This is a genomic window from Bacillus sp. (in: firmicutes), assembly GCA_017656295.1.
In the GTDB taxonomy this organism is placed as follows: Bacteria; Bacillota; Bacilli; order Bacillales; family JACDOC01; genus JACDOC01.
In genome coordinates this window covers 219,808-232,399 of record JACDOC010000002.1, presented here as the reverse complement: position 1 = coordinate 232,399, position 12,592 = coordinate 219,808, and the positions used below count along the sequence as shown (strand labels likewise).

At 39.4% G+C, this 12,592-nt stretch carries 13 protein-coding genes; 1 reads left to right on the top strand and 12 read right to left on the bottom strand.

What is annotated here, in order from left to right:
- Positions 1-68 precede the first annotated feature (68 nt).
- The 9 genes from dpaB to truB all read right to left on the bottom strand — a co-directional run bounded on the left by dpaB (position 69) and on the right by truB (position 9,500).
- Positions 69-662: a dipicolinate synthase subunit B gene (gene dpaB / locus H0Z31_03895; protein ID MBO8176583.1), complete on the bottom strand. Its 594-nt coding sequence runs from the start codon at positions 660-662 to the stop codon at positions 69-71.
- The gene (dpaA, locus tag H0Z31_03890) at positions 663-1,562 is read right to left on the bottom strand and encodes a dipicolinic acid synthetase subunit A (protein MBO8176582.1); all 900 of its coding nucleotides are present in this window, start codon (positions 1,560-1,562) and stop codon (positions 663-665) included.
- 304 nt (positions 1,563-1,866) lie between these two features.
- Entirely contained in the window at positions 1,867-2,106 is a 240-nt protein-coding gene (locus tag H0Z31_03885; protein MBO8176581.1) for a YlmC/YmxH family sporulation protein, read from the bottom strand.
- A 134-nt stretch (positions 2,107-2,240) separates the two neighbouring features.
- On the bottom strand, positions 2,241-3,479 hold the full coding sequence (locus H0Z31_03880) for an insulinase family protein (GenBank protein MBO8176580.1): 1,239 nt from the start codon (positions 3,477-3,479) through the stop codon (positions 2,241-2,243).
- 75 nt (positions 3,480-3,554) lie between these two features.
- Entirely contained in the window at positions 3,555-4,499 is a 945-nt protein-coding gene (locus tag H0Z31_03875) for a polysaccharide deacetylase family protein (protein ID MBO8176579.1), read from the bottom strand.
- 388 nt (positions 4,500-4,887) lie between these two features.
- Entirely contained in the window at positions 4,888-6,999 is a 2,112-nt protein-coding gene (gene pnp, locus H0Z31_03870; GenBank protein MBO8176578.1) for a polyribonucleotide nucleotidyltransferase, read from the bottom strand.
- Positions 7,000-7,225: 226 nt separating this feature from the next.
- Positions 7,226-7,495 (bottom strand): 30S ribosomal protein S15, encoded by a 270-nt coding sequence (gene rpsO, locus H0Z31_03865; GenBank protein MBO8176577.1) that lies wholly within the window; start codon positions 7,493-7,495, stop codon positions 7,226-7,228.
- Positions 7,496-7,626: 131 nt separating this feature from the next.
- The gene (ribF, locus tag H0Z31_03860; protein ID MBO8176576.1) at positions 7,627-8,571 is read right to left on the bottom strand and encodes a bifunctional riboflavin kinase/FAD synthetase; all 945 of its coding nucleotides are present in this window, start codon (positions 8,569-8,571) and stop codon (positions 7,627-7,629) included.
- Between the two features lie 17 nt (positions 8,572-8,588).
- A complete protein-coding gene (truB, locus tag H0Z31_03855; protein ID MBO8176575.1) occupies positions 8,589-9,500 on the bottom strand; it encodes a tRNA pseudouridine(55) synthase TruB in 912 nt (303 codons plus the stop codon).
- A 46-nt stretch (positions 9,501-9,546) separates the two neighbouring features.
- On the opposite strand from truB, the gene H0Z31_03850 reads away from it, so the two are divergent.
- The gene (locus H0Z31_03850) at positions 9,547-9,696 is read left to right on the top strand and encodes a hypothetical protein (protein ID MBO8176574.1); all 150 of its coding nucleotides are present in this window, start codon (positions 9,547-9,549) and stop codon (positions 9,694-9,696) included.
- Between the two features lie 64 nt (positions 9,697-9,760).
- Here the strand turns inward: H0Z31_03850 and rbfA are convergent, their stop codons facing one another.
- From rbfA to infB, 3 genes are read right to left on the bottom strand one after another with little or no spacing between them, the layout of a single operon-like run.
- Positions 9,761-10,108: a 30S ribosome-binding factor RbfA gene (gene rbfA, locus H0Z31_03845; protein ID MBO8176573.1), complete on the bottom strand. Its 348-nt coding sequence runs from the start codon at positions 10,106-10,108 to the stop codon at positions 9,761-9,763.
- A gap of 13 nt (positions 10,109-10,121) precedes the next feature.
- The gene (locus H0Z31_03840; protein MBO8176572.1) at positions 10,122-10,400 is read right to left on the bottom strand and encodes a DUF503 family protein; all 279 of its coding nucleotides are present in this window, start codon (positions 10,398-10,400) and stop codon (positions 10,122-10,124) included.
- The gene (gene infB / locus H0Z31_03835; GenBank protein ID MBO8176571.1) at positions 10,400-12,589 is read right to left on the bottom strand and encodes a translation initiation factor IF-2; all 2,190 of its coding nucleotides are present in this window, start codon (positions 12,587-12,589) and stop codon (positions 10,400-10,402) included. Before infB ends, H0Z31_03840 begins: the two co-directional genes overlap by 1 nt.
- Between the last annotated feature and the right edge of the window lie 3 nt (positions 12,590-12,592).

The following is a 12,592-nucleotide window of genomic DNA, read 5'->3' as shown; positions in this document are numbered from 1 at the left end:
AATATCGTTATTGTAACATATTCTTTTTAATAGAGAAGTAGAAAAAAAATATTCCGTAGATGTGGGATTTAGCCTTGATACCGTTCAATAATAACTGGTTGCAGTTGTTTTCCTTCTAGCGCTGCCTCTACGGTTGGAAGTAATTTGTTCATATCGGCTACCATGGAATTCGGTTTTTTAAACGGATGGTCTTGCCCAAATGGAATAAAATAAATGTTTTTCGTAGCCATTAAACGCATGAGATTCACTCCATTTAGACCGAGAGCATCGTTTGTGGAAATTCCAACAACCACAGGGTGATGATTGCGCAACGTAGCTTTTGCGGCCATTAAAACAGGTGAATCGGTCAAGGCATTGGCTAGCTTACTCATCGAATTCCCGGTTAATGGCGCTATAACCATACAATCTAATGGCATTTTGGGCCCAAGTGGTTCGGCGTCAACAATGGATTGAATGACTTTTTTTCCGGTTAAATTTTCAATCCGTTCGATCCAATCTTCCCCTTTACCGAATCTTGTTTCCGTTTGTTGTACCGTAGCTGTAACAATAGGGACAACGTCTGCACCTGCTTTTACAAGTGCTTCAATTTGAGGATACACAGCATCATACGTACAATGAGAGCCCGTTAATCCGAACCCAATACGTTTCCCCTTTACCTCCATTTATGGATTCTCCTTTCTTTGTGAATATTCTTCGTAAAGTAACTTCGCAATAACGGTCGCCAGTATTTTCCCGGCTGTTTTCGGCGCCACAATGCCCGGTAGCCCTGGGGCCAATAAAGCTTTTATTCCTCGTTTTTCGGCATAACGAAAATCAGTCCCACCAGGTTTTGATGCTAAATCGATAATGAGCGTGTGTGATGGCATTTTCGCAATAATGGATGCTGTCACGACTAAGTGTGGAATGGTATTAATGACAATATCAACATCATGAACTTCTTTTTCTAAGTCATGAAGATAAAATGGGTATAATCCCATTTCTGTAATCCGAGCAATGTGTTCACTTCTTCTGGCTCCTACTTTTACTTTCGAACCTAAATGATGAAAAACTCTAGCCACACTCATACCCACACGTCCGAGACCAAGCACCACCACGTTCGAACCGTGAATGGTAAAATCAGTATGCTGAATCGCCATCATGATCGTGCCTTCGACAGTTGGGATGGAGTTATAAATCGCTACATCATCTCTTTCAAACAATTGAACGAGTTTTCGATTTGCTTGACTCGTAATATGATCTAAGTACGAGTTGCTAATTCCGGAATAAATAACACAGTGTGTTGGTGTTTGGCTTAACCATTTTTCAGTTAAATGTACTTTTTTATTTGAAAAGATTGTTTCTACTTGGCCTTCTAAACTCGTTCCTGGTACTGGTAAAATAATGGCATCTAATTGGGAAGGATCTAAGTCTTCAAACTCTTCTTTTACCGCACCTGTAAACGCATGATCCAATTGCTCAAAACCTACAAGAACAAGCTTTGCATCCAGTTCGGTTAGCTTTCGAATGATTTCTAGTTGTCTCGCATCACCGCCTATACAGGCGATATGCATTCCTGTTAACATCAATGTTTTTCACCTTCTTTAAAGAAAGATGAGGGAGTTATCACTTCAACAGTTTATGAATCGATAGACGAATAGGTGAATTGTTAATGCGGGAATCTTCCCGGAAGGTTTGAGTAGAGTAAATTTTTAATGAGGATTACCTTTACTTGAGGAGGTTTTTCGATATAATTGGTACTTTATTTTTGGAGAGTTTGGTACTTGGGGGATTTTTTAAAGTGTGCCACATGGATGACTAGAGAAAGAAAAAACGCTCGAAGCCTTATTCGAGCGTTTTAATCAACCGATTATTTTAAAAGCCTCATATTCACTCCTCAGCGATATCGAGAATAATCATATCGGTTCCAATCGTACGTACTTGTTTCCATGGAACGCGAATTTCACTACCGTTTCTTTTCATACCAAACCATTTCCCTGTTGGAATGATTAATGCCTCAATTTGCCCTGTCGTCGTATTAATTTCAAAATCTGTTTGACCTAATACACCAAGTCGTTCCGCACGATTTAAATCAACAATCTCTTTACCACTTAATTCACTTAGTCGCAAATGTTTTCTCCCCTTTGTTTAAAGTAGCATAGAGAGCCACTCTCCCTCCTTCTCTAATACATGTATAAGGTCGTTAAGATGGTTTTAGAAGTCTCTTTTAAAAAAATAGGCCGAGCAAAAAGCTCGACCGAAAATTAGGATAACGTTGTTGGTAATTGACCATCTGGGCTAATAAGAGCAACAGCAAATTGGTCGGTAAATACCCGTTCGATCACTCGATTCACCGACTCTAGAGATACTCGATCAATCGATTCTACAATTTCATCTAATGTCCGATGTTTTCTTAGCAATAATTCGTTTTTCCCGTTACGACTCATTCGGCTATTCGTACTTTCTAAACTTAACATTAAGCTACCTTTTAGCTGTTCTTTACTATTTTGCAGTTCTTTCGTCGTAATGCCCGTTTCTTTCATTGAGGCTAATGTCGTTTGAATGGTTTCGTATAAAGCATCTAGTTGATTTGCACCCGTTCCTCCGTAAATCGTTAACATCCCGTGATCCAAATAGGAAGTATGGTAGGAAAATACAGAATAGGCTAATCCACGTTGTTCACGTACTTCTTGGAACAATCGTGAGGACATACTGCCACCTAAAATATTATTTAAAATAATAAAGCTATAAATATCTTTATCCCCTAATGGCAAACCTTCGTAGCCAATACATAAATGGGCTTGTTCGGTGTCTTTTTTACGAGACAGGTGGTTGGAATGGAAAACTGGTTGTTCTTCTTCCTCAGAACGCTTCCCACCTTCATAAGAACCGAACCATTTTTCGACTTCTTTAATAAACGTTTCATCGACATTTCCCGCTACGGAAATAACGACGCGATCCGGAGTGTAATGGTTATGCATATATTCCCGAAGCGTATCTCCTGTAAACGTCATTAATGTTTCTTCTGTTCCTAAAATTGGATAACCTAAAGGATGTTTTTTATATACGGCTTGGCTTAATAAATCATGAACGATGTCATCAGGGGTATCTTCATACATTTTAATTTCTTCTAAAACAACATTTTTTTCTTTCTCCAATTCTTCTTCATCAAACGTGGAATGGAAGAACATATCCGCAAGAACAGATAACGCATAGGAAGCATGGTTATCTAACACTTTCGCATAATAACATGTATATTCTTTGGAGGTGAACGCATTTACTTGCCCTCCAATCGAATCAAACGCCTCTGCTATTTCACGGGCATTTCTTGAAGTCGTCCCTTTAAAAAACATGTGCTCAAGAAAATGGGAAATCCCGTTATTTTTTGGTGTTTCATTTCTCGATCCAGTGCCGACCCATATTCCAATCGCTACGGATCGAACGGTAGGAATTTGTTCGAGAATGATTCTTACTCCATTTTGACACGTATATTTCTTGATCAAAAAAAATTCCTCCTGTCCAACAGTCCAACTTCAAAATAGATTGTCAACTTTAATGAGTGTAGCATGAAAGGGCCATTATTGTACAGAAGCTTCCTGTCGATTCATTATTCTCTTTTCACTTAACAATTCGGAAATGGTTCCTACTTTAAAATTTTTCGTTTTCATCGCTTGGAGTAAAGCATCTAATGCGTCCACAGTCGATTGAGTCGGGTGCATTAATACAATGGCTCCAGGATGAATTTTAGATGTTACCCTTTCAATAATAACGGAAGGGGGTGGTTTTTTCCAATCAACCGTATCGACGCTCCACATAATGGTTTTCATCTTCATTTCATGGGCGATAAGAATCGTTTCTTCTCGAAAACTTCCACTTGGTGGGGCGAACCATTTGACTTCTGTTCCAGTTATTCCTTTAATCAATTCATTTGTTTTTTCTAGTTCTTCCCTGATTTTGACACTTGGTAACCGGCTCATATCGGGGTGAGAATAGGAATGATTTCCTAATTCATGTCCATTTGCAGCAATCGTTTTCGCTAATTCTGGATTATTTTTGACCCATCGTCCTTCTAAGAAAAAGGTGGCAAGCACGTCATGCTTTTTAAAAATTTCCAGCATTTTTGGTATATGTTCGTTTCCCCATGCCACGTTGACGATAAAGCTTACCATCGGCTTATTCGGATTTCCTTTGTAAATAGGCGCTGGTTGTAAATCGTCTAAATGAACTTTGGGCGGGACTTGATGATAGACAAGTAATTGTTCATTAAATTCGTTTTTCTTTTTCATTTTTTTATAGGAAGCTTCAATGTCTACTTTTACACCGTTATACCCAGGTATTAACTTCCATACACGATCGAATACAGCGTCTTCAGGATCAGCTTCATAGTTAGGTGCTCTCTCTTTTATCTGTTGATATAGTGGGGTTTCTTGTTTTGAAACGTGTATCGCCTTATTTTTTAATGTTTCAATATAAGTTGATGTCCATTCATTTTGTACGAGGATAAATGAAAGAATAAAGATCATCCCGTATACGAGCCATCTTTTCACATGTTCCACATCCTTTTTCTTCAATCTATATAAACGCATTTAAAAAGTAAGCGGTACCTACTTACAAAGATATGTATGAAAAGGACAAGGTATACCTGTAAACGTCCGTGATGGCTCAAAGTGCAATCCTTATTTCTTTAATATAAAGGCTATGTTATTTTTATTTTGATTTTTAGCAAGTTATTCACACGGCGGTGACACCCGCGGGAACAAGAAGCCAGGCAAGACCATACTTGAGCGTAGCGAGGGGAGCGGCTTGCAGCTTGCCCGCGGAAAGCGTCCGCCACAAGTGTAATGTATCAATCAACAGTATCGATTAACAGAGCGAACATAAAAAAGCCAGGGTTTCATTTCCCTGACTTTTTTAGTTCGCTTGTTCTTTTTGTTCTTTAATGGCTGCTTTACGGGATAGGTTGACACGTCCCTGAGCATCAATATCAAGGACTTTTACTAAAATTTCGTCACCAATTTTGACGACGTCCTCGACACGACGGACCCGTTCTTCCGCTAATTCGGAAATATGGACAAGACCATCTTTACCATTAAAGATTTCGACAAATGCTCCGAATTTTTCAATGCGTTTTACTTTACCTAAATACATCTGACCAACTTCGACTTCTTTTACGATATCTTCAATAATTTGCTTCGCTTTTTTGTTCATTTCTTCGTTAACGGAAGAAATAAAAATGGTACCATCTTGTTCAATGTCAATTTTTACGCCGGTTTCCTCGATAATTTTGTTAATTTGCTTACCGCTTGGTCCAATGACGTCACGAATTTTTTCTGGATTAATCGTCATCGTTAAAATTTTCGGTGCATATGGAGACAGTTGTTTTCGTGGTTCAGCAATTGTCGTTAACATATGTTCTAAAATTTGCATACGGCCACGTTTCGCTTGTTGCAGGGCTTCTTCTAAAATTTCACGGGAGAGCCCTTTAATTTTAATATCCATTTGTAAAGCCGTAACACCTTTTGCAGTACCGGCTACTTTAAAGTCCATATCACCTAAGAAGTCTTCCATGCCTTGAATGTCGGTTAAAATGGTGTAATGATCACCCGATTTTACAAGACCCATAGCGATCCCAGCAACAGGTGCTTTTATAGGTACACCTGCATCCATCATGGCTAGCGTACTTGCACATATACTTGCTTGCGAAGTAGAACCGTTGGATTCTAATACTTCAGAAACAAGACGAATGGTGTATGGGAATTCTTTTTCATCTGGAATCACAGGCTCTAATGCCCGTTCTCCTAGTGCACCATGACCAATTTCCCGACGGCCTGGTCCTCGCATTGGTCCTGTTTCCCCAACACTAAATGGCGGGAAGTTATAATGATGCATGAACCGTTTCGATTCTTCAATACCAAGTCCATCAAGTATTTGTACATCTCCAAGTGCCCCTAATGTACATACGCTTAAAGCTTGTGTTTGACCGCGCGTAAATAAACCGGAACCATGTGTACGCGGTAGTAAGCCAACTGCAGAAGATAACGGACGAATTTCATCAATTTTACGTCCATCAGGCCGTATTTTCTCTTCAGTAATTAATCGACGAACTTCTTCTTTTACAAGCTTGTCGAGAATTTCTTTTACTTGTTTAATTACTTTTTCGTCGTTTTCTTCGTTTTTCTCAAATTTTTCAACAACTTGATCTTTCACTTGTTGAATTGCTTCTTCACGAGCATGCTTCTCCGCTACTTGAATCGCTTGAAGCATTTCTTGTTCGCACATTTTGCGAACTTGTTTCTCTAATTCCGGATCAATTTCATAAAGCTCCACTTCCATCTTTTCTTTTCCAATTTGATCCGTAATTTGTTGCTGGAATTCAATGAGACGTTTAATTTCTTCATGTCCAAACATGATAGCTTCTAACATATCTTCTTCAGGAACTTCATCTGCTCCTGCTTCGACCATATTGATCGCGTCTTTCGTTCCAGCAACTGTTAAGTGCATATCGCTTTTTTCGAGTTGCTCAATCGTTGGATTGATCACATATTTTCCGTTTACTCGTCCGACAATTACACCCGCAATCGGACCTTCAAACGGAATATCAGACACACAAAGAGCCAATGATGACCCGAACATTGCGGCCATTTCTGGTGAGCAATCTTGATCAACACTCATAACCATACTAACGACTTGAACTTCATTACGGAAACCTTCAGCGAATAACGGACGAATCGGACGGTCGATTAACCGGCTTGTCAGAATCGCCTTTTCACTCGGACGACCTTCCCGTTTAATGAATCCTCCAGGAATTTTTCCAACCGCGTATAAACGCTCTTCGTAGTTAACCGTTAATGGGAAAAAGTCGACATCTTTTGCTTCTTTTGATGCAGTTGCTGTTGATAAGACAACCGTATCACCATAGCGGACTAAAACGGCACCGTTTGCTTGTTTTGCAAGTTGACCGATTTCAACGGTTAACGGTCGTCCAGCCCAATCTATGGAAAAGACATACTTTTCTTGTTCCATACGTGTACTCCTCTCTATTCATTCAGCCATCGAGGAAAGAGTTTTCTCTAACCTCATTACTAATAAAAGTCTATCATTTACACACAAAAAGTGCTATGTATCATTTTCATATGTATTTAATTTCTTTATCCTCATTATCAACCAAATAGGAAAAAAACATTCCCCTTTTGGGGGCAACTATTCTCAAACTAACAAAAAAGCGGGAGAAATCCCGCTTTTGTAAAGACTATCGACGTAAACCAAGTTTGTTGATTAATTCACGGTAGCGTTGAACGTCTTTTTTACGAAGGTAAGTTAAAAGGTTACGACGTCGACCTACCATTTTCATAAGACCACGACGAGAGTGATGGTCTTTTTTATGAACGCGTAAATGTTCGTTCAAATTGTTAATTTCTTCAGTAAGGATAGCAATTTGAACTTCTGGAGAACCAGTATCGTTCTCGTGTGTTTTAAATTGGTTGATGATTTCGTTTTTGCGCTCTTGAGAAATCGCCATCCTATTTCACCTCCTACTATTGATCAATCCCCAGTTACTGAGCAAGCGTCGGTGACTCGACTTGCCAAGCAACGGTTCATTTCATACGTGTTATAGAATACTACTTTTAGAAGAAAAATGCAAGTAAAAACTTAACTTTTTTCGAAATAAGTGATCGCCGCTTTTTTATCCTTTTCGATTTGTCTAATTAATTCATCAATGGATGGAAATTTTTGTTCGGCACGAATGCGTTTGTGCCACTCAACCTGTACTTCTTCCCCATAGATGGAATCTGAAAACTCAAAAATATGAACTTCAATCGATAAGTTCGTTTCATTGGGATTGTTAAACGTCGGTTTATAACCAACATTACATACACCTTCATACCATGTCTCATTGACAAATAGGCGAACGGCATACACACCCGTTCTAGGAACAATATAGGCATCGATTAATTCAATATTCGCAGTTGGAAAGCCGATTTTACGACCGCGTTTATCACCGTGAATAACCGTCCCTTTCGTTACATAATACCGGCCTAACAATAGGGCCACTTGCTCCATGTTTCCTTCTCTTAAATAATTTCTCGTAAGGGTTGAACTGACTTTTTCGTTCCCTTCAGTTAATTTTTCGACAGTTGTATACGTAAACGCCTGACGGGAATGAAAAGCTAAAGTTTCCATTGTTCCTTTTCCAAGCTTTCCATATGTAAAATCAAAACCAGCAACTACGTGTTGAACGTTTAAATTAATAATGTATTGATCAACAAATTCTTGAGGGTGCAAATTGGCAAACGCGGATGTAAAGCGAACGACAAAAACGTAATCAATCCCCATCTGTTCTAACAATTCAATTTTATCATTTAAAGGAGTAATGTATTGAACGTGCTGGTGTTTATGTCCTAAAACGACAGATGGATGGGGATCAAACGTCATAACAGCACTTTTCCAACCGTTATTATCGGCCATTTCTTTCGCGGTTAAAATCACTTTTTGATGGCCTCTGTGAATTCCATCAAAATACCCTAGCGCCATACATAATGGTGGTAAATCCTTTTTATTGATCGTATGGGGATGGTGCAATGTGATTACCTTCAAGTTACCTCACCTTTTCTTCATTCATTCCGCAATACTTTCGTTGGCTTAATTAAATACGGTTTGCTAGGATGTAAACAGTACAATGCTAAAGCTCTCCCTTGGTGCATAACAACTACATCCTCTTCGTCATGGGGCCATTGTTTTGGTTTTGATAATACCGAACCGTTAACTACTTTCTTTGCTAATGTATCATTTATTTCAATTTTCGGCAAATGGTATAATCCTTTTTCAATTGAAAAGACGAGGCGATGAATATCTCCTTCTTGAACAAGGTGTTCTAATTGTTCAAGGGTCACACAATGCTCTTTTCGAAAAAATGCCGATTGGGTGCGAACTAAGTCCGACATGTGCGCTGGATAGCCTAAACGCTCACCAATCATCACGGCTAGAGTTCGTATATATGTACCTTTACTACAAGACACCCGAAAACGAAACCTTATGGTATCACCTGAGAAACTCATACGCTCATCCAATAACTCTAGGTCATAAATCGTCACTGTTCGTGTCGGGCGTTCTACTTCCTTTCCTTCCCGGGCATATTCATACAGTCGTTTTCCGTTTACTTTGACCGCTGAATACATCGGAGGTGTTTGCTGAATGTTTCCTTTTAACGAACGTAAAACTTCCTCTATTTCGTCTCTTGTAAGGATGCGTTCGATCCGTTTTTGTTCAACTACTTCACCAGAGGCATCTTCCGTCGTTGTTGAGAAACCTAACGTTACTTCTCCAACATATTCTTTTCCTGCGTTAGTAATATACTCTGCGATTTTCGTAGCTCTACCTAAACAAATAGGTAACACTCCAGTTACATCTGGATCAAGCGTACCTGTATGACCGACTTTTTTCATTTTTAATAATTTGCGAACACGATAGACAACATCGTGTGACGTAAGTCCTTTTTCTTTCCAAATCGGTAAAATTCCTTCCAAGGAAACTCACCTCTTTTCTACTCCATATGAGTTTAAACGTAAGGCTATGTTATATTTCATAGTTGATTTTAACAAGTTGTACACACGGCGGCGACTTAAGCGGGAACAAGAAGCCGCAAGACCATACTTGAGCGTAGCGAGGGAAGCGGCTTGCACCTTGCCCGCGGAAAGCGTCCGCCACAAGCGAAATGTATAAATATCAACAATATCATTTAAAAGAACCAAACGTAAAAAGAATCGGGGGAGTCCCCCGATTATTGTTATTCCGATTCTTTTTGAATTTCTTTTAACAATGTTTCGATGCGGTTTCCGTAATCTATGGATTCGTCAAATTCAAAAATAATTTCTGGGGTTTTTCGTAAACGAATTCGTTGTCCGATTTCGGAGCGGATAAAACCTTTCGCTTTAGCAAGCCCCTTTAGCGTATTTTCCTTTTGTTGATCGTCACCTAACACGGTAATGTACACTTTCGCTTGTTGTAAATCACCAGTCAATCGTACGTCTGTGACTGTAACAAAACCAATACGAGGGTCTTTAATTTTACGACCAAGAATGTCGCTTAATTCTTTTTTCATTTGTTCTGCTACTCGATTGGCTCGTAACGTCATATCCTTCACCCCTTTAAAGCCATTCATAACTCGTTGATGTCCGTTCCCATTCCGGAAAGGAATCTAAAAATGATAAGGCTTTTTCTATTTCATGTTCAGCCGCTTGCTTGGATGAAGCAACAGTAACAATAGCTATTTTTGTCCGTTGCCAAACATCTTGATAGTTGATTTCTGCGACTGAAACATTTCTTTTTTGTTTGAGCCGTGTCAACGTACGTTGAAGCACGGCTCGTTTTTCTTTTAAGGAGTGGGCATTATATATTAGAAATTCACATTCCACATACCCAATCATTAACGTTCAACTTCTTCCATAATGAACGCTTCTATAATATCTCCTTCTTTAATATCGTTAAAGTTCTTAATTGTAATACCACATTCGTAACCTTGAGATACTTCGCGAACGTCGTCTTTGTAACGTTTTAACGTATCGATTTCACCTTCGAACACAACAACACCGTCGCGGATGAGGCGAATACCACTGTCACGTGTAATTTTTCCTTCCGTCACATAGCTTCCAGCAATCGTTCCAATTCGAGAAACTTTAAATGTTTGACGAACTTCTGCTTGACCGATTACTTTCTCTTCGTACTCTGGGTCAAGCATACCTTTCATCGCAGATTCAATTTCTTCAATGACTTTATAGATGATGCGATGGAGACGAATATCTACCTTTTCAGCCTCAGCAGCACGTTTCGCATTGGCATCTGGACGTACGTTGAATCCGATAATAATCGCGTTAGATGCAGCAGCTAACGTAATGTCGGACTCATTAATGGCACCGACGGCCGTATGGATAATTTTAATGTTAACCCCTTCTACTTCAATCTTTTGAAGAGCAGCAGCTAACGCTTCCACCGAACCTTGTACGTCTGCTTTAATAATGACATTCAATTCTTTCATCTCGCCTTGTTTCATTTGTTCAAACAATGTATCAAGACTTACGCGTGTTTTTTCATTACGTTGTGCCTGTATAGCTATTTGAGCCCGAGCTTCCCCAACTTGACGAGCAGTTTTTTCGTCATCGAATACAACGAAGCGATCGCCTGCTTGTGGAACTTCGTTTAATCCGGTAATTTCTACAGGCGTGGATGGACCTGCTTCTTTGACGCGACGTCCCAAATCGTTCACCATTGCCCGTACGCGACCAAATGTATTTCCTACTACGATTGGATCTCCTACGCGTAATGTACCGTTTTGTACGAGTAATGTTGCAACTGGACCCCGACCTTTGTCAAGCTGTGCTTCAATTACCGTACCAAGTGCATTTCGGTTTGGATTTGCTTTTAATTCTTCCACCTCACTAACGAGGAGAATCATTTCTAGTAGGTTATCTATTCCTTCCCCTTTTAATGCGGAAATAGGAACGAAAATGGTGTCTCCGCCCCAATCTTCAGGTACCAAACCATGTTCCGTTAATTCTTGCATGACGCGATCTGGGTTGGCTGTTGGTTTATCCATTTTGTTAACTGCAACAATAATTGGTACGTTTGCTGCTTTCGCGTGGTTGATCGCTTCAATCGTTTGTGGCATTACGCCATCGTCAGCTGCGACAACAAGGACCGTAATGTCTGTAACTTGAGCACCACGTGCACGCATGGTTGTGAATGCTGCGTGCCCAGGTGTATCTAGGAACGTAATCTTCTTGCCATTAACCACAACTTGATACGCACCAATATGTTGAGTGATACCACCTGCTTCTCCTTCGGTTACTTTTGTGTTACGGATGGAGTCTAATAGCGTTGTTTTCCCGTGGTCAACATGCCCCATAATCGTTACAACAGGTGGACGCTCTTCTAATTGGTCTTCTTCATCTGGTGTAAAGTACACTTCTAGATCTGTAATATCAACACTTTCTTGTTTTTCGACTTCTACACCATATTCACTTGCAATTAATTCAATGGCATCTTCTTCAAGCACTTGGTTAATAGTAGCAATTACACCTAACATAAACAGCTTCTTAATAATTTCAGACGGCTCTCGATGAAGTTTTTTCGCCAGTTCAGCTACGGTTAAGGAGTCTGTATACGTAATTTTAGATGGAAGTTCTTTTTCTTTCTTCGGCTGAGAAGCTTGTTTTTGGTGGTTTTGCTTGTTGTTGTGATGATTCTTGTTTTTCTTTTTATTTTTACCGTTTTTATTAAACGCTTTTTTCTCTTTCGATTGATATTCTTGGTCGTGCTTTTTCCCTTCGCGATTTTTTGGAGCAGATTTTACTTTTACTTTTATCGGTGTTACATCATCATCTTCAAAGTTGTCTGTTTTAGAAGGCTTTGGTTGTTCTTTTCCGTTCGCTGGTTTCGAAGGACGAGCTGGTTTTTCTTTTTTTGGTTGAAACGATTCGTTAAGTTTTTGAACCGTTTCCTCATCAATTGTTGCCATATGATTAGATACATCTATATTCATTTCTTTTAATTTGGAAATAACGTCCTTACTAGAAATTTTATTTTGTTTTGCATATTCATAAACTCGTATTTTACTCATACG